The organism is Paenibacillus sp. R14(2021), assembly GCF_019431355.1.
GTDB lineage: Bacteria > Bacillota > Bacilli > Paenibacillales > Paenibacillaceae > Paenibacillus_Z.
Genome location: NZ_CP080269.1, coordinates 3,319,484 through 3,345,105 on the forward strand (window position 1 = coordinate 3,319,484; position 25,622 = coordinate 3,345,105).

Sequence of the window (25,622 nt, forward strand, 5' to 3'; positions counted from 1 at the left end):
GCCTTGCACCCGCTGCTAGTCGTATGTCAATTGCTGCCCCCGGTCGTTGGTGCCGACGCGTCCATGCAGCTCAATCGCTTCCTCCACCTTCTTCATCATATGGCGGCGCATGATGCCATAGCGCGCATTCAGCTCGCCGTAGGCGGTGGGATTCGTATTCGCAAGGTCGTCATTCGTAACATTGGCCGAATAGATCGGATCCGCTTGGCCGCTTGTCTGCCAATAACGGTGGTATCGCTCCGCGCCCACGACGCGTGTTGAATGCAGGCGGAGCATCTCGTTGCCGACGCCGAACAGCTCGTCGCATAGATCTGCGGCCGTTTGGTTATACACCGTAAACGAGGCCCTCATCGGGACGGAATCGTTAAAGGTCGTAAAGTGATTGCTATCGCTGCCGACGATGATATTCCCGGCTATGCCGAGGAAGGTCAGCCAATTATATCGGCTTACGGCACACTGCTGCTCATAGATGTCCTGCATATACTCGAGCGCCTCTTCGTTCGTGTACGAGGGCCGCTCGTTCAATTTGATGAATATTTCCCGAATTGAACCGGCCAGCAGCTTGTCTTTAACGCCGCCGGTACGGGAATAATTACGGAAGCGGTCGGCCAGGCCGTCCAGCTTGCGGGCCAGCCGCATCGCTTTAAGCGCCTTATCCTTCGCGCCTGCCCAATTCTGGTTCCGGGCATCCTCCATCGCGTCTTTCCTGGCATCGAGCATGTCCGTCAGCTCGCCGCCGTCTTTGATTTTGAGCCGCTCGAGCTCCCCTTTCACTTGCAGGCAGAACGGAAGCTCCTTCAGCTGCTCCTCGTATTTGCGTTTATTCGCAGCGGCCGAATCAACCATGTTCCGCAGCTTCTCCAGCTGCGCCGAGCCCTTCGAAGCGCTCTCGCCTGCCTCGATCCACTGCTTGTCGCCTGCTTTCGCGGACGAATCCAGCTGCAGCTCATGGATCGACTCCGGCACTTCAATGCGGAGCTCCTTCGCCATTTCGAACAAACCGCCCTGCTCCGATGCGGTGCCGTGCGCGCTTTGGAGCTTCTCGAAGCTCGATTTCCCTTTCTTCTTGTCGCTTGCTTCCTGCTGCAGCCTGGTCACGAACGTATCCATCTCGCCATGCTTTACCTGAATACTGGTATAACCCTCCTGCACAAGATCCGCGCTGCCTTGGATGGCCCGTTTAACGGTATTATCCGCATTAGCCCTTAACTCGGCTATCACCCGCAGGCGATCCCTGGCCGACCCAGACCCGCCCTTCCTGATGACAGGCGGCTTCGCATGCGTCTGATATGCTTGGATCAGCTTCGTCATTTCGCTTACTGCCGTCGCCTTCGCCGTGCTGATCTCGCCGAGCTTGACCGTCATCGCTTCGAGTCCGGCTTCCGCCTTATCCTTGACCATCTCGTTGCTCCGCAGGCTCTTGATCCTCCCAAGCAGCAGCTTGGCCGCCTGCTCCCAGGCAATCAGACTGTCCTCCTGCTCGGCCGCCAGAAACAGGAGCTTGGTCGACTCCTTCGCCTTGTTCTCGTCGTACTCGCTGTATATATCGTGGTCGATCACTCTAAGCTGCATCGGCGGGCTCGCCTTGCCGCCCGTGCCCGTCCTCGCTGCGCCGCGATTCTCTCCGTGCGGCGGCTGCGTGCGGTTCTGCATCAGCTGCGCGACGGCTCTGTTGCCGATCAGCTTCTGCAGGCCGATCGCCTGCGCAGCCGACATGCCGTTCGAGCCGGCCGCAGACCCAAGCCGGCTCGCCGCTCCCTGCGCCTTCTCCTGACGGTCCTGCTCAGGCGGTGCTGTCTTGCCGGAACGAGGCGCATGCGCCTTCTTATCCATATGCGCTTCCATGCTCCGCGCCCCCTTCGTTACCGTGTGCGTATTCCAGTAATTAACATCCTTAATTGTTATGCTAACACACCGCGGAACGCATTCGAATAGGACCATGGAATCAGAACAAAGAAAAGGCAAACCATCCTCCCACAAAGACGGGACAACGATGGTTTGCCTGTCGTTTGTCCAGTGGTTTGCCCTAGCGCGAATACCCGAATTCGCGCCGGATCTTCGGATTGGGTACCAGCCAAACTGCCGATCTCACCCGAAAGCCAGTTCCACACTTCTACTCCGATCACACCGGATTCCACGGCATCGGCATCCAATTGCACCGCCGACCACGAATGTTCTTGGTTATCCCATGACGGCGAAGCCGGGGCCGTTGTACGCATGAACTCGAATTTTAACTTAAAGCGGCGTACCGAGCACATTCATGATCATCGCCCACCATGGATGATGATTGCGCATTTTGGCGTAGCCCCAATAGCTGTCTTTATGCCAGTCGCCCGGCTTAGGAATCGAGTTGTAATGCCTATGGCGATGGGTGCGAAGCAAATAATCGGGGCCGAGAACGCTTGTTAATGACCCGTGATAACTGGATGCTCGAATACGCGCTGCGTGTCCCGGATTCGCGGCAAAATGTTATTACCCGGATTGCCGGTTATGCCCAATCACCCAAATAATACCTATAAATTATGTCCGTTTGTGTTCATACTGACGGTAAATATCACATTTACTTATTTGTTGTAGGGGTGAGGGCATCATTCCATTTTCTCTTGATCCTATAAATCAGCCATAAGAAGAGCGGAAGCACCAACCCATTGGTCAAATCCCAATACATCCATGGCGTAACAATCGTTTTTAGGTAATAGGTTACATCCGGAGCGATGATCATCGCCAAGCCAAAAACGAGGAAGCCCCCCGGAAGGTAAAGCGGACGTATTTGCCTGAGTCGAAAGAGCTGCGCCGTGCCTGCCGTAAAGGCGTAAAAAAAGAGGACCGCTTTAAAAAACGTCGAGATTAAATAAGCGATTGCCATAAGCGCTTCAATTCTTTGAAAAAAATTGCCGATATTTATTTTTTGAGCCAGTACGTACATCGAATAGGTACTGTAGCCCGTCAAGTTGGGACCCAAGACGGCGAGCGATACGGTTGTGGTCACCGAAAAGACCAGCCCGGCTGCAATGGATCCGAAGAGAACTTCCCTCGCCAAATGAGGCTGTCTTTTAACGTAAGGAAGGATCATAAGAACCGCGGACAGTTCGCCGAACGGAAACGAGGTTCCTGTCACCATCCCGCGCGCGATGGGCGCAAGTCCGTGTTCCCCAACCGGCTTCAAATAATGGAATTGCATTTGCGGAAGCAGGCATACGACGAGGATGGCAGCTGCCAGGAGGAATACCGGTAGAATAATTTCGCCGCTTCTTCCGATCGCCTCAAGGCCCGCTTTCATGCCCCACAAGATCAGCATAATTAGCAATAAATGGACAATTTGGATAGGAGTGGACATGAAAATTTCCGTTGTCATAAACCCTCCCATCTCCCTCACCAGATAGGAACAAACCATAACAAAGTAAAAGAGATACCAGATGGAAAGGACGAACCCCGGCACAGCGCCAAGAACGTGGATGCAGGTTTCGATCAGCGATAAGTCCGAAGCGATCCGATCTGCAAGCAGCAGGACAGCGGTCACGATTACACCCCCGATAATACCTAGCAAAGCCGATATCCAAGCATCCTGATGCGCCAAGGAGGCTACGACGGAGGGATAGAGCTGGAACATGTCTCCGACCGCACACAAAAATACGAGCACAACGAGCTGCCTGACCCCGATCCTTCCTTTTTCCAGTCTCATCATGATTCCTCCATCATTCCAACAAACGATTTAACAGCTGATTCAAAGGTCCGTAAATGATCTCGATTAGCTTTAAAGGGCTGGGTGTCCTCTGTCCAGTCACAGCCACCTCGCTGAAGAGAGCGCCAGCGAGCAGCATCATTAGAAATACGGCAGCTTCCTTCCGCTGGTGCTGCCGGAGCAGCCGCGGCAGCTCTCTATAAGCCACGGCTGCGGCAACGCACAGGACAAAGACGGTGCCCAGCATTCCCTCACCCCTTCATTTCTTTCTGGAACGTATCGAGCAACGTGCCTAGTTTGGTGATTCTCGTATGCACCGAATAATCAATTTTCATTTTCATGAAGATTTGATCCCAATTTTTTTCCATGCGCTTCCACGCTTTGGGATCCGTTTCATGAATAAGCTGCCCGAAGCCAAAAATATCGAACTTATATTTGCGGCGGGCCGAATCAACCGTTAGCTTCATCAGATCGGTTACCCGTTTATCGCCTTCTTGCTCGAGCAATCGAATATTCTGCTGACTGCCGATCTCTATTTCGGTGCCTTGAACTTCCGTCAATGTGGCTACGCTGTTCAGCTTGACCCGAATGACGGGGTTGCCATTGACGACCGATGCTTTGACTTCCGTCTTGCTTCGGAGCACATGAACGCCGACTCGGCCTCCGGGAACATCAGAATGCCCTACCGTTTGCTTGGTCTGGTTTTTGATGAAGTTATAGCCTTTGCTCTCATCCTCGTTCAGCCATCCGATCAACCGATCCTTCTTGAAAACCCCCAGCCCGGTAAATTGAAGCTGGGCAGCGGGCTTCGTTGTTTCATTATTGTGTACGGAATTGACTTTACCTTCCCGAAAATCGCCAACCAGTTGGATTCCCGTCAAGACCGGACTGCCGGAAGTCAGCAAATTGTTCATCAATTCATCCACGGTCACCTTGGCGGTTGGCGCCCAAGTTTCGGACGATGCATCCAATGACGCAAACATCTTGTTGGCCGGGATCGATTCGAGAGGCGTCGTGATTTGCAAAATGTCCGAGGCCGTTCTCCCTTCGGCCACCGCGACATAATAGTCCGATCGGGTAGAGGGTTCGCGAACCATCGCTTCCACGACTTCGGCGATCCCTTTGCGGGCAAGCGATTCGCCGAAGATGAACATTTTGATATGACCCAAATACACCCTGCGCGGGCTGATTTCCGTCATTTTCTGAATGGCCTCCATAAAGGTCGGGGCAACAGACTCGTACAACGTAACGCTGGGTCCGCCTTTCTTGGAGGACTGGCTGCTTGCGACCTCCGAAGGAATAACGACCTGGGCCGTTACCTTGAGTTGGTTTTTCGGAGCGCGGTCTACGCCGATCGCGACAGCGATGCCCAGCTCGTTCAATTCCTTACGGTCCCAGCACCCTGCCAACATGAAAGCCATCATAACGGGGAGCATGACCATCATTAATTTGGGGATCATGATTTTCTCCTTCTCGAGACGCTCACCTTCTGCCGCGTGCCGTTCCGGTTATTCAACCTGTCCGTCGTGGAATTATAAACGGGCCGCGTCTTCATCCGATTCCAAGGCAAACGAAATATGCTGTCTTTCACATCAGCTGCAACGAAAGGCCCGAAAGGGCTCATATACGGCACGCCAAACGACCTCAGCGTCGTCAAATGGAGAAGAACAGCCATTAATCCAAGCCAAATACCGAGCAGTCCGAACGAGGCAGCAAGAAACATGATGCAGAACCGCAGCATTCGCACTGCTCTGGACAGACCGTTTTCGGGTATGACATAGCTTGAAATCGCCGTAATCGATACCACGATGACCATTGCCGCGGATACGACGCCCGCTGCGACGGCAGCCTGCCCGATGACAAGCGTACCGACGATCGAAACCGCCTGTCCGATCGTTCTGGGAATGCGAACGCCGGCTTCACGCAAGATCTCATAGGTCAATTCCATGAGCAGCGCCTCGATGAATGCCGGGAACGGAACCCCTTCCCGCTGCGCTGCAATGCTGATAATCAAGTTTGTCGGCAGCATTTCAAGGTGAAAAGTCGAGATGGCGATATACATCGCCGGAGCGAGCAGGGCGATAAAGAAGGCCAAATAGCGTAGAAGGCGAATCAACGTGCTGATGTCTGCACGCTGGTAATAATCATCCGGCGATTGGAAGAATTGCACGAACAAAGCCGGGATTAAAAGGACAAACGGAGTCCCGTCCACCACGATGGCTATTCTTCCTTCCAGCAGTCCCGCCGCGATCGTATCCGGACGTTCCGAATTGTAAATGGTAGGAAAAGGCGTTCTTACCTTGTCCTGAATTTCCTCCTCGATATAGCCGCTTTCAAGAATGCCATCAATATCGATGCGATCGAGTCTCGACCTCAGCTCTTCGAGTACCCCTTCGTCAGCAATTCCTTTGATATACATTACAGCTACGCTTGTATGGGTGACTTTGCCGATTTGTTTGGATTCAATCCATAGACTCGGGTCGCGAATGCGTCTGCGGATGAGCGCCGTATTGGTCCGGATGTTCTCGGCAAACCCTTCCATCGGTCCGCGCACGACCGCATGGGATTGCGGCTCGCCCACGCTTCGCTCCTTTAATCCGGCAACGTCAATCCATAGACCCTCCCCCTCATCTTCCAGAATCAGAACAGCGTGACCGGTGAGCAGCCGGTCGTATAATTCCTTATATGTGCAAAACGTGCCGCTATGGGCCGCAATTAAAATATACTGCTGCAAATATTCCAGTCGGTCATCGTCAGTTAGCGGATCCAATTCCCCGAACTCCTGTTTGAGCAGAAGCGACTTAAGGATCGAGTTATGAAGCAGTTGAGTGTCCACCAGTCCATCAATATAAATCGCAACGGCATGCCAGGCCTGCAAGCAGCGGAACTTTTTTACAATTAAATCATCGCTGTCGCCAAGCTCCCTCTGGATTTTGGCAAGTTTGTCGGCAATGGATCGATCCAGACAGTTGACCGTTTGTTCCCGTTCGTCCTTACCAGGCATGGCATGTCCTCCTTACTGACTTATGTTGGTATAGTATGAATCACCGAATAGGAATATATACCAGTTACGCGGCAAACTCATGTTCGATCCGTCCGTTAATGTGCTGCATACGCAAATGTAAACAATATAATATTAGGCACATCGGGTTAGGCACGACAAAAAACCTCGAACCATGTCGAGGTTTGGAGAGGCAGGAGCCACCCTGGAACAATTAGGTTGATTTATATTTTTGACTAGAAAGTCCGCTAGTTCCCGACTTTCGAAGCGCGTTGTAATCTCTCCCGCTTCTTGTCCCTACCGAATCACTTTTTCCAGAATAAGCTCAACATCGTTAAACATATGTTCAACCTCATCCGCTACTTTGCTGTCGGTTAAGCCAAACTCCATTGACGAGTTCACCATCAGACAGCCTTTGTGGCCTTCATTGCGGCAGAGGCAACGAGGCCCGAGCCGAACATGCCGTTGATTCAAGCCTCGCTTTTCTATTTAGAACGGGAAAATGAACTGAAAAGCCTTGTCGTCCAGGAGAGGAATGTCATTTTTCCTTTTCCAGCTGCACCCATGTCTCGAATGTTCGTTCACCTTCGTTCAGAACGATCACCCTCGCTCCGCGTTCCAGCTTGCCGTACGTGTTATGCCCTGTCACGCGGCCGTAGCACAGCTGGATGCCGTAGAGCTCGCCGACGTAATCATTATCGTGGTCATGACCGGCGAAGGTTCCCATGACATCCCCCATTTCCAGCATCGCCGTGAACAGTCCGCTGTTGAGCTTAGGGCAGCACACTTCCTCGCCTTTGTGGCCTGTTATCGTCCCATGCTTGGAAACTTGCTCGTATTCCGGAATGGGAATATGGAAAAAGGCGAGCGCTGGCAGCGGTCCGCCGTTCTTCCTGCTGGATTTGCTGGATTCCGCCATGTACCACTGGATCTGATCCGGATGAATCCAGCCGTAGCCTTCAACCGGATCCGGTCCGTAGTCGCCCGAATCGAAGAAATACAGCACGGCTGCGTCCGCATCGCCCGTCGAGCTTGCGATGGCCAACCGATAATTGCCTACGCCGTGTATGTCCTCTGGGCCGTCCTCCGCCAGGCTCGATTCAAATTCGGCTAAAATGCCGTTCAATTCCCGGCGCGTGATGCCTTTCTCCGAATCATGGTTCCCGTAAATAACGGCGAACGGAATCCCGGATCGCACGACGCCGGCAATGGCGCGGCGAAAGGTTCCTTCTTGATCCTCCACGTCATAGCTGGAGATCACATCGCCTGTAAGGACAATGAGGTCCGGCTTCCGCTCCGCGATGATTTGCTCTATGAGCGCCAGCGTTCGAGCATCCTTTTCGATTTCAAACCCGTCTTTAACATGCATATCCGTGAATTGCAGGATATGGAACGTGCCGTCTGGCCGATATTTCAATTCAGGACGCGCCATGTGAACCCTCCTTGTCTTGTCTTGTCTCGCTCTCAAGACCATTTAATGACTTAAGTACGCTTGGAAGCTTCTCAACGTCGGAAACCATCTGGATGCCGTGATGGTCAGCTTGATGTAACGGGCGCTCACCTTGCCAAACCGGCAAATGCGCTTATAGCCAACCACCGTTCCTTGATCCAGCGCCTTCCATTCTTCGCCGTCTTTCCATGTCAGAACGAAGCTCTCAATGCGCTGACCGAGTCGGATCTGCTCCATGAGGATGATGGCATCGAAGGATTGCTTCTCCTGCAGGTCGATAATGAGTTCAGCTTGTTCCATGCCTTCCAGCGGTCGCCAGAAGGTATCCGAATTGCCGTCAAACAGCTTGTCTGCCCCATGACGGTCGTCCAATTCCGACGAAGCAGCAGCGGTCGCTTTCGCACACAAATCGACCGGGAACATGTTCCGAATTGCCTGCCCGAGTTCCCCCATCCGCTTCGCATCGTTCTCATGGATCAAGCCGCGCCTGTCGGGCGGCAGGTTCAGCAGGAAGGCAGCATTGCCCCCGACCGACCGAACATACACGTTCAGCAGTTCGTCGAGCGTCTTGACGCGATCATCCTCTTCGGCATGATAGAACCAACCTGGGCGGATCGAGGTATTCACTTCCGCAGGGTACCAGACAAGTTCTCCCGCATCCCGTATGACGTCGCGGCTCCCAAGATCGTCGTCCTGCGAATGGATACGCTTGGCAAATTCGCCGTCGTCCGCTTGTTGCGAATTTTCCTGAATCTTCTCGTTGTCCCGCATCGACGCCGGTACGACGCTCCATTCCGCCGTGCGCGTATGGCCGGCTTCATTGCCGCACCAGCGCACATCCGGCCCGCATACCGAGATAACGGCATTCGGCTGCAGCTCGCGGATCAAGCGATAATAACGATCCCAGTCGTATACCTGCCTTTTGCCGTTCGGCCCTTCCCCGCATGCGCCGTCGAACCATACACAAAAAATATCGCCGTATTCCGTCAGAAGCTCCCGGAGCTGGTTCAAGAAATAAGCATTGTAAGCCTCCGAATCGCCATAGGTCGGTTCATGCAGATCCCATGGCGAGAGATAGATGCCGAAGCGTATGCCGCCAGCGCGGCAAGCGTCGGCAACCTCGCGCACCAAATCGCCTTTGCCGGCTTTCCACGGACTGCTTTTGACCGAATGATCGGTATACCGGCTCGGCCATAAGCAGAATCCGTCATGATGCTTGCAGGTTAAGATCAATCCCTTCATCCCCGCCGATTTGCATACTTCTACCCACTGGGAGGCGTCGAGCTCCGCCGGATTGAAGACAGCCGGGTCCTCGCTGCCGTGACCCCATTCCAAATTCGTAAAGGTATTGACCGTATAGTGAATGAAGCCGTAGAACTCCATCTCCTGCCAAACGAGCTGGCGTTCGGACGGCGTTACCAACGCGGCAGCCTGTATGGTTTGATCCATTGTATTCATCCTTTTCGCAATCGATTTGGACGGACCCTGTTACGACTTGTCCTGCTTCATCAGATAGGCGGCCAGCATGCGTGCGCCGAAGCCCGTCGCTCCAACGGCGAACTCGCCTTTGGCGGAGGAGGCGTCTTTCGGACCGTTCATATCGATATGCGCCCAAGCAAGGTCAGGATGAACGAATTTACGCAGGAATAAAGAAGCCGTAATCGCTCCCGCTTCGCCTACCCGGCTGATGTTGCAGGCGTCGGCATAATCGCTGTCCATATACGATTCGTATTCATCCACCAAAGGGAGCTGCCAAACGTGCTCGCCAAACGGTTTGCCTGCGGTTTTCAGGGCGTCCGCCAAACGGTCATCGCCCAAGATGCCGGCAACCTTGGAGCCGAGCGCGCCGACGACGGAATACGTCAGCGTGGCCAAATCGATCGCCTCCGCCGCGCCGAGGCGATGGGCGTAAATCAACGCATCGGCCAGGATAAGCCGCCCTTCCGAGTCGGTATTCCCGACTTGAACGGTCAGCCCGTTCGCGTAGCGGATTAATTCGCCCGGCAGCATCGAGCGATCCGACGGCGTATTCTCCGCAGCGGGGACAAGCACGGTCACATTCGCTGCCGCGCCGCTTTGAACCAGAATATCAAGGGCTCCAAGCACCGCTGCCGCTCCGGCCATATCCATGCGCATGTCGCTGATGTCATTGTCGCGCTTGAGGCTGATGCCGCCCGTATCGAAGGTGATCCCTTTGCCGATCAGAGCGGTATACGGTTTCGCGGCATCAGAACAGTAACGGATCTCCAAAAATACGGGAGGATGCGCGCTTCCTCGGCCTACCGCAGCCAGTCCGGCGAATCCGAGGCGTTCCAGCGCTTCGCCCTCATGCACGGTGACTTGCGCCTGCGTACCCGCGAAGCGCGCCACTGCCCGCTCCGCCAAATTGCGGGGCCGCAGCCGGTTCGGCGGCTCATTGGTCAGATCGCGTGCCCACATCGTGCTGCGCGCGCGCACTTCGCCGAGGCGAACAGCCCCAGTCCATGCCGGACTCTTCTGCCCAATGAAACGCATGACGGCAGGGTCAGCATCCGCCCGGCCCTTATACGTATCGAACACATACGTACCGAGCAGTGCTCCCTCGACCCATGCGGCAATCTCGTCCGCAGCCTCGCTGCCGAAGAGCCCATGAGGCTGCAGCAGCTCGAACGATACGTCAGCCGCCTGCCGCTTCTCCTTCAGCAGCGCCCGTCCCGCATTGCCCGCCGCCTCGCGGATCCCGGCAGGTTGAAACTTCGTTCGCTCTCCCAACCCGACAAGCATGAGGTCGGGCTCGCCGCTGTGGCCGTAAAACCAAGTGACGGCGTGTCTCGCACCCATATAAGGCTGGATTTTATCGGCGGCCGGCGTCTTCCGCAGCTTCGGCAGCTGAGGCAAGTCCTCGATATATATGGGCATGATCAGCGTATCCGTCGAACGATCTCCTTCGATTTCGAATTTCATGTAAGCGCTCCCCCTTTTCTCATTGCGCAATCTGCCAATGATCCGTTGTTCGTCCAGCCTTCTCCGCAATGAACTGTTCCATGGCCGCATGGTTCAGCGCTTCAGGGCTGCCGCCGAATTGGCTGACGGACATAGCGCCGCACGCATTGGCGTACAGCAGGCATTGCTCGGGCGGCTGACCCGTCAAGAAGCCGTACATATAGCCAGCGTTGAACGCGTCCCCCGCGCCGGTCGTATCCACCACCGGCACCTCGAAGCCCGACCTGTACAGCATGCGTCCGTCAACCGCCGCCGCGGCGCCCATGGCTCCGAGCTTTAGCACGGTATGCCGGCTGTGCGCCGACAAGGTCTTCAAGCAGGCCTCCGCCGATGAGCAGCCCGTATAATGCTGCGCTTCGACTTCGTTCATAAAGAAGACATTCACTTCCTCCATCAGCTCGAACACGCCCTTATACCACTCGCCGGTATCATCCCAGCCCACATCGATGGAAACGGTCAAGCCAAGCGCTTTGATCCGCCGGGTCATGTCCATGTACTCCGCATGATTCCGGCTCCCGCGATAGCCTGTCAAATGCACATGCCTGCCCAGAACGACGCTTCGCATGTCGAGCTGCTGCAGGTCGAGCTCCGCATTGGAGCCCATATACGAGATGAAGGAGCGGTCCTTCTCGGGATTTATCGCAATCGATATCCCGGTGTTGTTGCGATTGCTCGTACGTATGAACCTGGTATCGATTCCAGATTGATTGAACCGTTCTTTGACGAATTGGCCGAAGCCGTCGTCTCCCAGAACGCCGTTGAAGGCGGTTCTTAAGCCGAGCCTGGCGAGCGACAGGCTGAACAAAGCCGCGCCGCCGCCAACATGCAGCGTTATATTGCGAACAAACACCTCTTGCCCCGGCCCGGGCATGTCGCTGCACCCCGCTACGACCAAATCGACATTGGCGTCTCCGATTACGATGACATCATATTGTTTCACTACGAATCACATCCTCCGGCAGTGATGATCTCGATGGGTCCCTTATGTCGCTTTCATCCTGTTCATGCAGCTTTCGCGCGCCGCCACGCGGTGCTCGAGAATGATATCCTCGCTTGGAATCGTTTCGCCCGTAATTTGCTTCAGCAGTACGTCCATCGTCACTTTCCCCATCTCATGGATCGGCTGCTCCATGGAAGTCAGCGTCGGGCGAGCCAGCTCCGTCAATTGGCTGCCGTCAAACCCCATGATGGAGATATCCTCGGGCACGCGCAAATGATGATCGCGGATGCAGTTCATCGCGCCGACCGCCATATCGTCGCTCACGGCGAACACCGCCGTAGGCGGATTGTTCGAGCCGAGCATGAGCTTCATTTGCTCGTAGCCGCTCTTCACCTTGTAATCGCCAAACCGAATATGCGCCTCCACCAGCTTCTTGCCGCTCGCGGACATTGCGTTTCGGTAGCCGATGTAACGGTTCTGACCCGAGGTAATGTCGCGCATGTCGCCGCCGATGAAGCCGATGGCGTCATGACCCAGCTCGATCAAGTAATTCGTTGCGTCGTAGGCCGCCTTGTAATCGTCCACGATGACCGATATGAACTTCTGATCCATCGGCTTCACGCTGGAGAAAATAACGGGAATTGGCATTCTATGAATAAGGGCCCGAATCGGCTCGTTGATCTTCTCGTGCATGATGATAATGCCTTCCACGCGCATCTCCTGGAACACATTCAGATACTTCAGCTCTTTGTCGATATTCTCGCTGATGTTGCACACGAGTAGATTGTAGTCGTTGGCGCTCGCCACTTCCTCGATGCTGCTAAGAATCGTCGCGTAGAAGCTTGACGTTAAATCCGGCACGATGACCCCGATCAGGTTCGTTTTATTGCGCACCAAGCTGCGCGCGATATGGCTTGGCGCATAGCCGAGCTCATCGATCGCCCTGTTCACCTTGGCCTTCAGATCGTCCTTGACATATTTCTCCCCGTTCAAAACCCTTGAGACCGTGGTCACAGATACGCCGGCCAGCTTCGCCACGTCTTTGATTTTGAATTGCATCGTACTTCACCTCATCCGTCACGTTAAACATCCGAAGCTAGAATTTCGACAGAGGTACTGAAATTCCTGTTTCTACGCCTGCGTAACGAATAACGGCTGGGAGAACGCGGCATAACCGCCTTCCAGATAAACGGCGATCCGAACATAGCCTTCGTCGCCTCTGCAGGCATACCTCGCCTGCTTGATCCGGCCTGTCGATTCTTGGAGCACCCGGCCGTCACTGCCGAAGAACGTTACGTATTTATACATCTTATCCAGCAGCTCGTTCGAACGGAGGTCGGCAATGACCGTATCGCCCTCGACCCTGATCGCGTCGAAGCCGTAGCCAGTCGACACGTAGAAGCTGCCCCGCTTGATCGCTTCCATGATGGACGCCTTGTCGTTATCGATTGCCTGAACGACATTCCAGGCCCGCTTCTCTTGACCGTAGACATGGGAATCGTCGTTCCCGAAGCCCCAGATTCTGCGTCCCGCCGAGAGAAGCGCATCCCATTTGTCGAATGCAATGTCGTACTCCGGATTGCCGTCGCCGTTATAGACTTCGATGCCGAGGCAGCCTTCCAAGCGCAGCATATCCTCGAGCAGCCAGTAATTCGAGAAGAAGCGGTTCGGGTGCACGAATACGGCGAATCCGCCGTTCGCCGACGCCGCATCCGCCAAGCGCTGGTAGTTCTCGATTGTGAATGCATTGCTGTAGCCCTCCATGATGCTGTGAGGCGGTTCGACGAGCAGCATATGCGTTTGCCGGCTGCTCACTTCAATCGCTTCGAAAACGACGGGAATCTCCCGCTCGCCCTCGTGCTTCGTAATTTTGTCGTGATCGGAAATGCCTAGGAAATCGTAGCCGCCGTACATTTTATATACCGTTTCGAGCGGAAACCATCCGTCGCTGTTCGTGGTATGGTTATGAAAGCTTCCTTTCAGCCAAACGCCTGCTTGTTCGTAAGGATTATTGATTATCATGGCTGCCGCCTCCCTTTCCGAAGCTGCTTTATTCTTTCATGGAGCCGATCATTACTCCTTTAGCAAAATACTTCTGGACGAACGGATAGATGAGAATAATCGGCGTGACGACGATGACGATCGTGGCCATCTTGAGGGAATTGCTCGTGATCTGAATCTTCTCAAGCATTTCGTATTTGACCCCTGCCGACTGATTCAGCGTATCCCTCATCGCCTCCGCGCTCATCAGCATTTCTTGCAGCAGCGTGGACAACGGCCGCAGGCTCTCCTTGCGGATGAAGAACGCGCCAGTGAACCAGTCATTCCAATGCCCCACAGCCGAAAATAACGAAATGACCGCAATGACCGGCCTGCTGAGCGGCATGATAATACGCAGGAAAATCGTAAAATCGTTATAACCGTCAATGCGCGCCGATTCTTCGAGGCTCGGATGAAGCTGTTGGAAGAAGGTTCGGAATATGATCAGATTCCAGGCGCTGTACAGGCTTGGAATGACGTACACCCAAATGTTGTTCGTCAGATGAAGCGATTTAAGCAGCATGTAATACGGAATGATGCCCCCGCCGAACAGCATTGTGAAGAAGATCAGCATCATGAAGAATTTCCCGCCGGGGAGCGTCTTGCTCTTCAGTGCGTATGCCGCCATTGCCGTTAGAAATACGCTTGCAGCCGTGCCGACGACCGTGCGGAACAGAGATACCGAGAACGCCGTGCCAATGCTTGCCGTCTGAAACGCATGATTGAAGTTATCCAGCGACCACATTCTCGGCCAGAAGAAGATCCCGCCCTTCTCCGCGTCTTTGCCAGGGTTGAAGGCTAAGGCCACAATGTTCAGGAACGGAAGAATAATCGATAAGCACAGCACGATAATGACCACATAATTGATGACCTTAAACAGCTTCTCTCCACTGCTGAGCTTATAAAATTCACTGCCCATGCTTTCCCTCCTGCATTAGCGCCTTACGCTGCGAAGCGCGCCCGGCACCTGGAAGTATGAAGGAAAGGCGGCTGACCTACGCAGGCAGACCGCCTTTCCGATTGCTGTGATACGATGAGGGTAATCTTTAGAACTTCACTTTTGTTTTGGGATCGGCATTCTTCTGTCCGACCAGCTTCAGGTAGTCATCCAGTCCGGCAGCTCTCAGCTGCTTCAAGGCGTTATCCAAAATCTTCTTCGCATCGTCCTCAGACTTGCTGTAATACGCCTGAACCAGGCTGTCGTTGTAGTTATCGAACGCCGCCTTCAGCTCCGTGCCGTTCGCGAACTCGCCCAGGAACGAGGTCGGCGTATACGCATCGATGACTTCTGCGTTCTTCCGTTTGTCGGCCCAGTTCCAATAATCCGCGATCACCTTCGCGCCTTTGCTCTTGCCTTGATTCAGCTTATCGCCCCATTGGTCTTCACCGAAATCGGCCGTGTTGTCGTTATCCGTGCTGCCGAGAATGTTGCCCCAGCTGTTGCCCACGCCGTCAAAGCCGAGCTTCTTCGCTTCGTTCGGGTCCTTCGCTTTCAAATCGATTACTTCTTGCTTCACAAGCGGATTGCCGTCTGCATCCAGCGTGTAATCGCGGCCTTCCAAGCCGTATTTCCAGAGTAGCTTGCCTGTGCGGCTGGCCAAGAAGTCAGCGAACTTCATAATATCCTCCGGATTCTCCGTCGTGGTTGGAATCGCCCAAGCGGAATAACCGGATTTGAAATCAACCTTCATCTGATAAGGGCTGTCGACGTTATTAAGCGGACCAAGCGGCAGATAGTGGCCGTCCTGCTCGAAGTCCTGCATGCTGTGCATGTCGGCGATGATTGCCCACGAGCCGTTCAATGCGCCTTCTGTCGCGCGGCTCTCGTCCATCGTGAAGAATTCCGGCTGCAGCAGCTTCTCGCTCAGCAGCTTCTTAACGAAATCAACCCGCTTCAGCGCATAAGGCGTCTCGGCCTCGTGCAGAATCTGTCCGTCCTTGGACTGCATGATGCGCTGATCGTCGGCGCCCCACTCCAAGTCCTGGAACAGTCTGCCGATTTCGTGGCCGCCCCAATAGCCGGGGCCGATCGGCGTAACGTCTTTGCCGTTCTTGTCTTTGAAGTTGCCTGCTTTGATCTTCTTCGCGAGGTCGTACAGCTGATCCGTCGTCGTAATCGTACGCGGATCGACGTTCAGCGCTTCCGCGATATCCTTGCGGATGAAAGGACCGCCGATGAGCGGCACGCCGCCCGTATAACCGCCTTCGCGATTGATGTTCATATGGGCGAAGTAGGCCGAGCCGTTAAACTCCGGACGGAACATGACGCCGAACTGCGTGTCGAGCGGCAGGAAGCCGTCCTGCAAATATTTGCTGTATACCTTGGTGTCCTTCATAAGCGGCGCCAAGTCTGTAAACATGCCTTCGCGTGCTGCTTTCAGCACGACCGGCATCTCGGGACGGCCGCTATTGTTCAAGTAGAAGGCGATGAAGTCGGGCAGGTCGCCCGATGCCAGACCAGCGACCAAGCCGTCGATGGAATGGTCGGCTTTCATGATTTGAATCTCGAAGTCTACGCCCGTTAATTCCTTGATCTTCGCTTTAACCTCCGGGTTCATATCCTCGGTGTAATCGTCAGTTCCCATGAACACAAGCCCTTTAATCTTGCGGTCGGCGATCCATGTCGCGGGTTTAGTCGTATCTGTATCTGACGCGGCTGTGTTCTTTTGTCCGTCCGCTTCCTTCCCTGCATTCGCATTGCCCTTATCGTTGCCCGTATTATTGCTGGTACAGCCGGAAATCAGTACAACCACGAGAAGTGAAATTGCGAACAATTTGACCCAAAGCTTGTTCATGCGCTATCCCCTTTTCAACGATTTTTTTATGAAAAACGCCTAAGGCGTCTCCCAACGACAAGGAAGAATCCGCTTCGCCATGGAAACGTTACCACAACGAGGTTTCTGACACGCGGCGCGAGATGCGGTTCGCGATGACGACAAGCACCAGACCGATCAAGCCCTGCATCATGCCAACGGCCGTGGCGTATCCATATTGACCGCTCTGCAAGCCCATCCGGATGATGTATGTATCCAAAATATCAGACAGCTGCATATTGCCGGGTGTTCGCAGCAGGTAAATCTGATCGAAGCCGGCAGACAATATGTTGCCGAGCGACAGAATGAAGAGAATGACGATCGTTGGCATGATGGAAGGAATCGTAATGCTCCAAATTTCTCGCAGCTTGCCTGCGCCGTCGATCTTGGCCGCCTCGTACATATCGGGGTTGATCCCTGATATCGCTGCCATATAAATGATGGAGTCCCACCCGATCGATTTCCACAGATGGCTGCCAAACATGATTTGATAGAAGTATTTGGGCTCCATCATGAAGAACGTACTGCCGTCTCCGCCCATGTCCGCGACGACTTGATTGAAAAGACCGGTATCCGGCGCCAATATGCGCTGAATCAAACCGACGACGACGACCCAGGATAGGAAATGAGGCAGGTACAGGATGCTTTGCGAGACGTTCTTGAACCATCTGGAGCGGATCTCATTGAACATCAGCGCCAAAATGATGGGAAACGGCAGGTAAATAAACAATTTCATGCCGCTGATAATTAAGGTGTTCTTGATCAGTTCGGTGCTTTGGTAGGAGTTGAAGAACGTCTTAAAGTACTGGAGGCCGACCCAAGGACTGCCAAGAATCCCTTTGTTGAACTTGTATTCCTTGAAGGCAAGCAGCAGGCCGCCCATCGGAATGTAGGCGAAGATGATAAAGAAGGCGATGCAGGGGAGAAGCATGAGGTACAAATAGCGATGAAGTAATATTCGTTTCCATAACGTGCTTGCGTGATGTTTCAGCTTCGGCATAGGCAGGGTGCTTGGTTCCATAAGTGCGAATCACCTTCATTCTGTAAGATGAATGCCATTTGAAAAAATGTTCTCTGGAATCGTTACCATATTAAGCTAAAAAATAAAGCCAATTCTCGTGCTGTCAAAGAAACCGCTTTCCACGCCAAGATTATAACAACTATTTTTTCTGTTTGCTATGGTTTTTTTCCTTCCAAACAAATATTTAACATTTACAGCGGCTGCAGCCGTCTGCAGCAGACTGCATGATCAAGAAAGCCGTCTGCTTCCCGCTGATGCCCTACTTCGAAGACTGGCAGGCTATGGACATACACTTTCCGCGTATCCGGGTCGATGCGTAGGCCGTCCATAATCAGGCGGATGCTCTCCTTGTATGACTATTGGCAGGCCATGAACCGTTTGTCCCGGCCGCCTGTTTCACAATAGCGCGGATTGCGGAAAAAACGGTAGGAATGCCGGAAAACGCGCTCCTACCAAGAGGCTTTCGTCATCGATTCACAGCCCTATGTTCTCGTAAAAAATATTCCCGAAAAGGACTTCATTCCTACTTTCTCTTGACCGATATAATGCTTAACGACTGATCTGCATGACGATGGTCATGCATTTTATAAGGAAAGAAGGGTTATTGATGAAAATCGCACACCGTAAACTAAACAGCGGAACTTGGCTGCCTGTAGGAACAAGGATGCATGACTCGCTGCCCGCCCCAGCGGCTGTCGGCACGGATAGCGAGACGACGGACCGCAGAAACTTTAAATTCGCCCTGTTCAACGGAGCGCTTCTGGTGATGCCGTTCTGGATCTTGGTCATCTGGCTGCTTATTCGATAATCGTCCTAAATGCTCGTGACGCTTCCGAAATTCGGTCCTTGATCACGCCTGTCTCGTTGCGGGCATGATGATGCCGGACGCCGAAGTCCGCAATCCGATTTTTTATCCGCCGCCGCTCCCCGAGCCCTAAATCCCAATGCTACCACAGTTGCCCGCGATATACCGGTTCAACGTCAGCAGCGCTCTCTTCGAGCAGGCTTAGGCCGCAAGGTCATTCGAGCCCTTGTACCCGTTCGTGGAACCGATCTGGACGATGGATCCGCCGCCGGTCTCCAGCATCGCCAGCATGGCATATTTGGAGCAGAAGAACGCGCCTTTGATATTGAGCAGAAGCTGCCGTTCCCGGATCGTTCGTAAGCTCGGATTCGTTGCAGCCGAAGCGACTGCATGTCCTATATGCGGCGCAGGTTTGCCCTTAGGACGTCATCCCCGTCGCTTCGGCATGTCCGGCGCGAACATCCGGACGATTCAGGTAGCCCCTCATCGATGTCTATGCCTGGTCCGGGTCGGTCATTCGCATAAGGGAGGCGGTCCGCGCACTTCCATCGGAGGCACGGAACCGCATCCCCTCGGAAAAAATCCGGCTTCGGCGAAATGATCGTGAGTGCCGGGCATCGGCCGATCCATGAAGGGCCGCTGTTTCGCTGAAAGGCTGCTTCTCGTTGTCTCCAATGGCGTCACGATAGAATTGCCAAGCCGTTGCGGATAAGATTCGTCAAAGAAGCCGTCTGCGCAAGCGCATTCAATTCGTCTTGCAGCGGCACTGCCATCATCTTCAATTCGGGGGCGGACACGGCTAGTTCAAGCAGCTCCAGACGCAGCAGCCAATCATGGGGATAAGAATGGCGAAGCGTCTGATGTATGCGGCCGATCTCTTGCACGCAGTCCTCCGTGAAGGCGTTTGCCTCGCGAATTCGCGCAACATCCCGATAGAGCTCTTCCAATTCGGTCAATGGCGAAGCGGGCAATGCCATAGACGCGGTCTGCCGAGGGGGCGCGCCGAAGTAGGCGGCGGGGTCGGCCGCGCCGGGATAAGCAGAAACGATGCGCGAGCCCACAGCCATATCGTAGGCCCCCCACTCCTTCTTGAACAGCTCCTTGCCGTCGTACGCCACCGTACACTCCGCGAATGAAATCAAGTGGACGTGCCGATCGTCTCCGAGGATGCCGGTAATACGTCCGGAAACGCTTACGCCACTTGCGAAAGCAAGATTGGCGAAGCTCCCTTGGACGATGCCCAGCTGTTCTAGCGCTTCCCCGCCGCACGCTTCCAATGCAATATCGCCGCTCAGCAAGCCGATCGGCGTGCCGAAGCCTTTGGCATGCGCCTCCCTTCCATGTCCTTGCAATTGGCGGCGATGAACCGAAAGCGCGCTCTCGCCCGTCGTGCTCACATAGACCGCTTCGCCGTTCCGATCCTTCAAGATGGCTTGAACGATGCCCGTGATGCCGATGCCGGAATTGAATTCGAAGGTGGCCGTGGTTCCCGAGCGCAGCGCCGTCTCCAAGCTTGCTGTTCCGCCGACCCGGTATGCCATCGTATTCGCCAAAGATCTTGCGCCTTCATTCAATTCCTCGAAGCTTTTGCAGACAAATAATCGCGATTGCATCTCGGTCACGATTTTCGGGCTCGCCACGCACGCCTCGACGGAGTACGGCAATTTCGTTACCGCATCCGTGAAGCAGTGCTTGCTTTCGCCCACGGACGACAACAATCCGGCGCCGTAAATTTTCGGCTGGCCCATCTCCCCGATCAGCCCGTATTCGACCGTGGCCCAGAACAATCGGGACACCTTCTCCGCTTCCGTCATGCCGATGTTCGCCCGCTGCTTCTCCTCCACCGCTTGCTTTGCCGCCGCTCTTTGCTCGGGCGTCGATTGCGGATCCTCCATGACGATCGTCAGCCGGCGAAGCGCTTCGAACGCTTCCTTTTTTTCCTTCACGGAAAAGGCTTTTGCGCCAATCGCCCCGATTTCCTGCACGTACGCCCTGTATTCCGGATCGAACAGGATCGGAGCATGCCCTGCCGCTTCGTGAAGGATGTCCGGCGCAGGCGTGTATTCGATGTTCGCTAATTTTCGGATTTCCGCCGCGATCGGCAGAATCCCGCCCGCCAGCAGCTCGTAAAAGACGGAGCCCGGGATCAGTCCGTTCACGATGACCGCGCCCCATCCGATCCGCGAGAGGCATTCGTTCATCTCGGACACGCGCGGGATTTTCTCCGTTTCGATGCCGGACTGCGCCAGCCCGTTCACGAACGCAGCGTTGGCTTTATCCTGCAGGGCATGATGATTCTGGCGCATGACGTAACGCCATACGGCATGATCGACGGGCGTATACCGGTCGTAATGCTGCTCGGCGACGTAGGGCTCTAAATGTGGCGGTATGATTTTCATAGCTGTCAACAACTCCCTCCGCTTATTGCTGGCGATCAAGGCAATCGATGGGCCGGCAAGATGCGGCCGGCGACTTCTCCGAATCCGACTTTGAAGCCGTTGCCCCGGCACCAGCCGGTCATGCTTAAACGGTCGCCGTCCGCAAGCCACACCCGCTCTTCGCCGCAGCTCAATCGCAAGGGCTCGGTACCGCGCCACGTCAGCTCCAGCATGCAGCCGCGCGATTCCTTGACCGGACCGCTGATCGTCCCGGAAGCGAGCAAATCCCCGGTCCGCAAATTGCAACCGCCTGAAGCATGATGCGCGATTTGCTGCGCGATCGTCCAATACAAATTGCGGTAATTGCTCGTCGCAATCCGTTCCGGTCGCTCCATGGCATCGGTTTGCAAGCTAACCTCCAATTGGATATCGAACGTGTCCGGGTTCCGCCGGCGCAAATAAGGCAGCGGCTCCGGCTCCTGCTCCGGAGCCGGAATGCGGAACGGCGCAAGCGCTTCAAGCGGCACGACCCACGGCGAGACGGAGGTGGCGAAGCTTTTCCCGAGGAAGGGGCCGAGCGGCTGGTATTCCCAGGCTTGAATATCCCGCGCGCTCCAGTCGTTGACCAGCACGAGCCCGAAAATATGGTCCTCGGCTTCTTCAATCGGGATCGGACGGCCTTGTTCGTTCCCGGTTCCGATCAGCCAGCCCATCTCCAATTCGAAATCCAATTGACGCGTTGGTCCGAAGAAGGGTACGGCGGAATCGGGCGGCTTCAGCTGTCCAAGCGGACGCCGGACATCGGTGCCGCTAACGACGACGGAGCTCGCTCTACCGTGATAGCCGACGGGCAGATGCAGCCAATTCGGCATAAGCGCATGGTCTTTGCCGCGAAACAGCGTGCCTACGTTCGCGGCGTGCGCCTTGGAGGCGTAGAAATCCGTATAATCGCCGATCTCCGCGGGCAGCAGCAGCTCGACGTCGGATTGAAGATGCAAGGCAGCCTTGCGCAGCTCCTCCTCATCCCGCAATGCCGGTTCGTCCGCATCCAGCAGACGCCCGATGATGGCGCGAATCTCGCGCCAAGCCTGGCGGCCAAGCGCCATGAAGGCATTGAGCGATTGCTGCGCGAAGACGGCCCTGCCGGACGCGGCCGTCCGGTCGAAGTAGCCCGCCAGATCCAGCGCAGCCAGATCCAACACGTACGCGCCGATCGCGACGCCGATCCGCGGCGGACCGCCGCTGCGTGGACGGAAGACGCCGTAAGGCAGGTTTTGGATCGGAAAATGCGAATCCGGATCGACGTGAATAAACGAACGCGCCATACGATCAACTCCTCGGTTCCAGTAGTCGAAGCACCCGTAGCTCTTCGCGCGGTTCGTCGAAGCTGCAGCACCCGAAGGCCAGGAATGCCGTCTTGCGATAGGACTGGATATCGGCGGCTGTCATGGTGAGGTTCCGCCAGCGCAGGCCTTCGTCCGTAAAGACGAAATGGTCCGGGTTCTCGTCGCCGACAATGTCCGCAATCCCGCCGGCGTCAAGCCCATGCGCGTGAGCCAGCATGCCCGCGAAAAACACATTGAGAAATCCGTGCATCTTCACGCTTGCCTCATGCCGGTACATGCGGATGGGATGATGCAACCCCGCCGTGAATTTAAGCGGAAGCTTCCGGTCTCTGCACGCTTGCAGAACGAAAGCGACCTGATGCGGCGCGGGAAAGGCCTCCGCCGTTACGCCGCCGGTCCTGATCTTCACGCCGACCGCCGTCCCGCTGCCGGAGTTGACGGACGCGATCGCATCCATCGCCTCGAGCGTGCCGGATTCCCAGCGCGAATCGCGCGTGTGCGTCGTTTCGCAGCAGAGCCGCAGTCCGGCGCGGGAGCTCTCCGCACCGATCGCCTCCAGCAGAACCGGCGGGATCGGAATCGGCGGCAGCGGTAGTTCGAGCGCATCGATCACGGCGGCTTGCCGGAATTGCTTCCTGAACGTGCGTATCCGTTCCATATCTTTGGCGAGCCGTTCCAGGCATTCTTCGCTGCTCCGGCTTCGGTTCCCGACGACCGACAGCTTCAATGGACGAGCCTCCGAAAACAACGCCATATAGGGAACGAGCTCGGGGAGCCGAGAGGCGGAAACGACGAAATGGCCTAACATCCAGCTGTCTTGATCCTCTCCATAGCGCTTGTAATGGCGGATCGCCGCATCAACAGTCAATTGGGCCGGAGGGAACAGCCCCGCGTAGTCGATGAGCCGTTCCATGAAATGCCGAACACTGGGATGCATTTTACCGCCTCCTCGAAATCGGATATGCTGTTCTATTCTATTCCGAACATTCGCCAAAAGCGTACGCCTTCTTCGCAGATTGCCCATCGACATGCTCGGCTCGAATCCCGTGAGACGGGCAGGCATCCGGGAACAGCAAAACCCGCTGCGGGGGCGGGTTTCTTCAACGTATGATGATTGGTTTGCATGACCATTGGTCATGCAGCATTCATCCACTGCGGCAGGCGGCTTAGCCGCTGCTGGGCGGATCGCGTCGCTTGCCGCTCAACCGCCGGATCGCCTCGACCGTTTCGGGATTTTCCAGCGCCGACAGATCCCCCGGATCGATCGCCAAATAGGCGGCGCGAACGACCCTGCGCATGACCTTGGCGTTTCTTGTTCGGGGCAGCCCATCCACGAGATGAACCGTCTTCGGCTTGAACGCTTTCCCGAGCCGGTCCGCGACGCAGGCAACCAATTCGTCCGTTAGAACTTTAGCCGCGTCCTGATCCGGGAGCGCGCGGTTCGTCACGACGAAACAAACGGCTGCCTCCCCCTTCGTCTCGTCGGGTACGCCGATGACCGCCGCTTCCACCACGAGCGGATGCTCGACGAGCAGCGATTCGATTTCCGCCGGGCCGAGCCGCTTGCCGGCTACGTTGAGCGTATCGTCGGAGCGGCCCGTGATGGTCCAGAACCCGTCGTCATCCAGCTGCGCCCAATCGCCGTGCACCCAAATATCGGGCCAACGCGACCAATACGTCTTCTCGTATCGCCCGGGCTCCCGCCAAAAACCCGCGGCCATGCCTACCCACGGGCTCTTCAGTACCAGTTCTCCAACCTCCCCCCTCACCGGCTCTCCCGCGCGCGAAAACACGTCCGCGTTCATGCCCGGAATCGGGGAATTGAATCCAGCAGGCGCGATCGGCTTCAGCAGCACGTTGCCAAGAATTCCGCCCGAAACTTCCGTGCCCCCCGAATAATTGACGATCGGCACCCGGCTTTTGCCAACCTCGCGGAAGAGCCAGAGCCAGGGCTCCGGATTCCAGGGCTCACCCGTAGAACCGATCACTCGCAGGGAAGATAAGTCGCAGTCCCGGAAGCAGGCGTCACCGTGCTTCATGACGCTGCGGACCAAGGTCGGAGACAGGCCGAGATGCGTCGCGCCATGCCTGCTTGCGAGGCCGAAGACCCGGTCCGGGCCGGGATAATCCGGCGCCCCTTCGTACAGCACCATTGTGCCGGCGTTCAGCAGCGCGGCGTATACGAGGAAGGGTCCCATCATCCAGCCCATGTCGGTGATCCACAGCATGACGTCGCCGGGCCGGAAATCCATGGCGTACCCGGCGTCGAACGCCGCTTTGATCGGGAATCCGCTGTGGGTATGGACGATGCCCTTCGGCGCGCCAGTCGTCCCAGAGGTATAGAGCAGCATGAGCGGTTCGGCGCTGTTCATCGGCACCGCCCGCATCGGCATAGAGAATCCGGCGCTGGTCAGATCCGTCCATTCCACGTCCCGCTCCGGGCGCCATGGAATCGATGCGCCCAGTCGGCGGACAACCGCCACGCGAACGACGGAGACGGCGGCATCCGCCGCTTGGTCAGCCTCTTCCTTCATGCCGATCCGTTTCCCGTGCCGGTAGTAGCCGTCCGCGGTCACGAGAAGCTTGCAGCCCGCCCCTTCCATGCGTTTAGCCGCCGCGTCGGCGCGATAGCCGGAATAGACGGGGATGGCGATAGCCCCTAATTTGGCAAGGGCCAGCATGGCGACGACGGTTTCCGGAATCATCGGCATATAAATCGCCGCGCGGTCGCCTTTGCCGATCCCGAGCGAGCGGAATCCGTTCGCGGCGCGATTCGCCTGTTCGGCGAGCTCGCCGTAGGTGATACTTCGGGTCGAGCCGTCCTCGCCCTCCCAGAGGATCGCGTTCCTGACGGACACGGCCGGATCGTTCAACCATTTGTCGACCGCGTTGTAGGCGGCATTGAGACGCCCGCCGGCAAACCACGAAGGCTTGCCGACCCCCAAGGCCAAATCGACAACCCGATCGTATCCGCGTTCCCAAACGATCCCCAAGTCCCGTATGACCGCATCCCAGAACCAGGCGATGTCGTCGATCGACTTTCGGTAGAACGCGTCATAGTCGGCGAACCCGTGCTTCTGCATCAAACGGAACAGGCGCGTTTTCTCCATCTCCGCTGGATCGGGGTACCAGACCGGCTTCTGCCGCATGTTCAGCGCCTCCTT

The 25,622-nt window shown here is 55.8% G+C and carries 22 protein-coding genes; 1 reads left to right on the forward strand and 21 read right to left on the reverse strand.

Going from position 1 to position 25,622, the window contains the following annotated elements; genetic code table 11:
* Positions 1–15: 15 nt before the first annotated feature.
* The 16 genes from KXU80_RS15435 to KXU80_RS15510 all read right to left on the reverse strand — a co-directional run bounded on the left by KXU80_RS15435 (position 16) and on the right by KXU80_RS15510 (position 18,258).
* Positions 16–1,845 carry a hypothetical protein gene (locus tag KXU80_RS15435; RefSeq protein WP_219834154.1) on the reverse strand — a complete coding sequence of 610 codons (1,830 nt, stop codon included), beginning with the start codon at positions 1,843–1,845 and terminating at the stop codon, positions 16–18.
* A 56-nt stretch (positions 1,846–1,901) separates the two neighbouring features.
* Positions 1,902–2,219: a hypothetical protein gene (locus KXU80_RS15440; protein ID WP_219834155.1), complete on the reverse strand. Its 318-nt coding sequence runs from the start codon at positions 2,217–2,219 to the stop codon at positions 1,902–1,904.
* A gap of 341 nt (positions 2,220–2,560) precedes the next feature.
* On the reverse strand, positions 2,561–3,685 hold the full coding sequence (locus tag KXU80_RS15445; protein WP_219834156.1) for a GerAB/ArcD/ProY family transporter: 1,125 nt from the start codon (positions 3,683–3,685) through the stop codon (positions 2,561–2,563).
* A gap of 10 nt (positions 3,686–3,695) precedes the next feature.
* A complete protein-coding gene (locus KXU80_RS15450) occupies positions 3,696–3,929 on the reverse strand; it encodes a hypothetical protein (RefSeq protein WP_219834157.1) in 234 nt (77 codons plus the stop codon).
* A gap of 4 nt (positions 3,930–3,933) precedes the next feature.
* Complete coding sequence (locus KXU80_RS15455; RefSeq protein ID WP_219834158.1) at positions 3,934–5,142, reverse strand: Ger(x)C family spore germination protein; 1,209 nt, start codon at positions 5,140–5,142, stop codon at positions 3,934–3,936.
* A complete protein-coding gene (locus KXU80_RS15460) occupies positions 5,139–6,686 on the reverse strand; it encodes a spore germination protein (protein WP_219834159.1) in 1,548 nt (515 codons plus the stop codon). Before KXU80_RS15460 ends, KXU80_RS15455 begins: the two co-directional genes overlap by 4 nt.
* A 535-nt stretch (positions 6,687–7,221) precedes the next feature.
* Positions 7,222–8,115, reverse strand: a complete 894-nt coding sequence (locus tag KXU80_RS15465) for a metallophosphoesterase family protein (RefSeq protein ID WP_219834160.1) — start codon at positions 8,113–8,115, stop codon at positions 7,222–7,224.
* A 42-nt stretch (positions 8,116–8,157) separates the two neighbouring features.
* Complete coding sequence (locus KXU80_RS15470) at positions 8,158–9,582, reverse strand: alpha-L-fucosidase (RefSeq protein ID WP_219834161.1); 1,425 nt, start codon at positions 9,580–9,582, stop codon at positions 8,158–8,160.
* A gap of 39 nt (positions 9,583–9,621) precedes the next feature.
* A complete protein-coding gene (locus KXU80_RS15475) occupies positions 9,622–11,076 on the reverse strand; it encodes a leucyl aminopeptidase family protein (RefSeq protein WP_219834162.1) in 1,455 nt (484 codons plus the stop codon).
* Between the two features lie 19 nt (positions 11,077–11,095).
* On the reverse strand, positions 11,096–12,055 hold the full coding sequence (locus KXU80_RS15480; protein WP_219834163.1) for a carbohydrate kinase family protein: 960 nt from the start codon (positions 12,053–12,055) through the stop codon (positions 11,096–11,098).
* A 42-nt stretch (positions 12,056–12,097) separates the two neighbouring features.
* Entirely contained in the window at positions 12,098–13,114 is a 1,017-nt protein-coding gene (locus KXU80_RS15485; protein ID WP_219834164.1) for a LacI family DNA-binding transcriptional regulator, read from the reverse strand.
* Positions 13,115–13,186: 72 nt separating this feature from the next.
* On the reverse strand, positions 13,187–14,077 hold the full coding sequence (locus KXU80_RS15490; protein ID WP_219834165.1) for a CehA/McbA family metallohydrolase domain-containing protein: 891 nt from the start codon (positions 14,075–14,077) through the stop codon (positions 13,187–13,189).
* 28 nt (positions 14,078–14,105) lie between these two features.
* Complete coding sequence (locus KXU80_RS15495) at positions 14,106–15,014, reverse strand: carbohydrate ABC transporter permease (RefSeq protein ID WP_219834166.1); 909 nt, start codon at positions 15,012–15,014, stop codon at positions 14,106–14,108.
* A gap of 127 nt (positions 15,015–15,141) precedes the next feature.
* Positions 15,142–16,890: a type 2 periplasmic-binding domain-containing protein gene (locus tag KXU80_RS15500; protein ID WP_219834167.1), complete on the reverse strand. Its 1,749-nt coding sequence runs from the start codon at positions 16,888–16,890 to the stop codon at positions 15,142–15,144.
* 88 nt (positions 16,891–16,978) lie between these two features.
* Positions 16,979–17,929: an ABC transporter permease gene (locus tag KXU80_RS15505; protein ID WP_258171025.1), complete on the reverse strand. Its 951-nt coding sequence runs from the start codon at positions 17,927–17,929 to the stop codon at positions 16,979–16,981.
* A 191-nt stretch (positions 17,930–18,120) separates the two neighbouring features.
* The gene (locus tag KXU80_RS15510) at positions 18,121–18,258 is read right to left on the reverse strand and encodes a hypothetical protein (protein WP_219834168.1); all 138 of its coding nucleotides are present in this window, start codon (positions 18,256–18,258) and stop codon (positions 18,121–18,123) included.
* A gap of 278 nt (positions 18,259–18,536) precedes the next feature.
* Between KXU80_RS15510 and KXU80_RS15515 the strand changes: the two genes are divergently transcribed.
* Positions 18,537–18,737: a hypothetical protein gene (locus tag KXU80_RS15515; RefSeq protein WP_219834169.1), complete on the forward strand. Its 201-nt coding sequence runs from the start codon at positions 18,537–18,539 to the stop codon at positions 18,735–18,737.
* Between the two features lie 198 nt (positions 18,738–18,935).
* Here KXU80_RS15515 and KXU80_RS28475 read toward each other — a convergent pair whose 3' ends face one another.
* The 5 genes from KXU80_RS28475 to KXU80_RS15540 form a co-directional block, all read right to left on the reverse strand.
* On the reverse strand, positions 18,936–19,025 hold the full coding sequence (locus tag KXU80_RS28475) for a hypothetical protein (RefSeq protein ID WP_374987705.1): 90 nt from the start codon (positions 19,023–19,025) through the stop codon (positions 18,936–18,938).
* A 389-nt stretch (positions 19,026–19,414) separates the two neighbouring features.
* Entirely contained in the window at positions 19,415–21,142 is a 1,728-nt protein-coding gene (locus KXU80_RS15525) for an aromatic amino acid hydroxylase (protein ID WP_374987706.1), read from the reverse strand.
* A 26-nt stretch (positions 21,143–21,168) separates the two neighbouring features.
* The gene (gene fahA, locus KXU80_RS15530) at positions 21,169–22,437 is read right to left on the reverse strand and encodes a fumarylacetoacetase (protein WP_219834171.1); all 1,269 of its coding nucleotides are present in this window, start codon (positions 22,435–22,437) and stop codon (positions 21,169–21,171) included.
* Positions 22,438–22,441: 4 nt separating this feature from the next.
* A complete protein-coding gene (locus tag KXU80_RS15535; protein WP_219834172.1) occupies positions 22,442–23,395 on the reverse strand; it encodes a hypothetical protein in 954 nt (317 codons plus the stop codon).
* Between the two features lie 229 nt (positions 23,396–23,624).
* On the reverse strand, positions 23,625–25,607 hold the full coding sequence (locus KXU80_RS15540; RefSeq protein WP_219834173.1) for an AMP-binding protein: 1,983 nt from the start codon (positions 25,605–25,607) through the stop codon (positions 23,625–23,627).
* Positions 25,608–25,622 lie beyond the last annotated feature (15 nt).

Excerpts from the sequence above, each read along its gene's own strand:
- KXU80_RS15435 (WP_219834154.1), bottom strand. The coding sequence starts at position 1,845 with ATGGAAGCGCATATGGATAAGAAGGCGCATGCGCCTCGTTCCGGCAAG.
- KXU80_RS15440 (WP_219834155.1), bottom strand. The coding sequence starts at position 2,219 with ATGCGTACAACGGCCCCGGCTTCGCCGTCATGGGATAACCAAGAACAT.
- KXU80_RS15445 (WP_219834156.1), bottom strand. The coding sequence starts at position 3,685 with ATGATGAGACTGGAAAAAGGAAGGATCGGGGTCAGGCAGCTCGTTGTG.
- KXU80_RS15450 (WP_219834157.1), bottom strand. The coding sequence starts at position 3,929 with ATGCTGGGCACCGTCTTTGTCCTGTGCGTTGCCGCAGCCGTGGCTTAT.
- KXU80_RS15455 (WP_219834158.1), bottom strand. The coding sequence starts at position 5,142 with ATGATCCCCAAATTAATGATGGTCATGCTCCCCGTTATGATGGCTTTC.
- KXU80_RS15460 (WP_219834159.1), bottom strand. The coding sequence starts at position 6,686 with ATGCCTGGTAAGGACGAACGGGAACAAACGGTCAACTGTCTGGATCGA.
- KXU80_RS15465 (WP_219834160.1), bottom strand. The coding sequence starts at position 8,115 with ATGGCGCGTCCTGAATTGAAATATCGGCCAGACGGCACGTTCCATATC.
- KXU80_RS15470 (WP_219834161.1), bottom strand. The coding sequence starts at position 9,582 with ATGGATCAAACCATACAGGCTGCCGCGTTGGTAACGCCGTCCGAACGC.
- KXU80_RS15475 (WP_219834162.1), bottom strand. The coding sequence starts at position 11,076 with ATGAAATTCGAAATCGAAGGAGATCGTTCGACGGATACGCTGATCATG.
- KXU80_RS15485 (WP_219834164.1), bottom strand. The coding sequence starts at position 13,114 with ATGCAATTCAAAATCAAAGACGTGGCGAAGCTGGCCGGCGTATCTGTG.
- KXU80_RS15490 (WP_219834165.1), bottom strand. The coding sequence starts at position 14,077 with ATGATAATCAATAATCCTTACGAACAAGCAGGCGTTTGGCTGAAAGGA.
- KXU80_RS15495 (WP_219834166.1), bottom strand. The coding sequence starts at position 15,014 with ATGGGCAGTGAATTTTATAAGCTCAGCAGTGGAGAGAAGCTGTTTAAG.
- KXU80_RS15500 (WP_219834167.1), bottom strand. The coding sequence starts at position 16,890 with ATGAACAAGCTTTGGGTCAAATTGTTCGCAATTTCACTTCTCGTGGTT.
- KXU80_RS15505 (WP_258171025.1), bottom strand. The coding sequence starts at position 17,929 with ATGGAACCAAGCACCCTGCCTATGCCGAAGCTGAAACATCACGCAAGC.
- KXU80_RS15510 (WP_219834168.1), bottom strand. The coding sequence starts at position 18,258 with ATGGACGGCCTACGCATCGACCCGGATACGCGGAAAGTGTATGTCCAT.
- KXU80_RS15515 (WP_219834169.1), top strand. The coding sequence starts at position 18,537 with ATGAAAATCGCACACCGTAAACTAAACAGCGGAACTTGGCTGCCTGTA.
- KXU80_RS28475 (WP_374987705.1), bottom strand. The coding sequence starts at position 19,025 with ATGCTGGCGATGCTGGAGACCGGCGGCGGATCCATCGTCCAGATCGGT.
- fahA (WP_219834171.1), bottom strand. The coding sequence starts at position 22,437 with ATGGCGCGTTCGTTTATTCACGTCGATCCGGATTCGCATTTTCCGATC.
- KXU80_RS15535 (WP_219834172.1), bottom strand. The coding sequence starts at position 23,395 with ATGCATCCCAGTGTTCGGCATTTCATGGAACGGCTCATCGACTACGCG.
- KXU80_RS15540 (WP_219834173.1), bottom strand. The coding sequence starts at position 25,607 with ATGCGGCAGAAGCCGGTCTGGTACCCCGATCCAGCGGAGATGGAGAAA.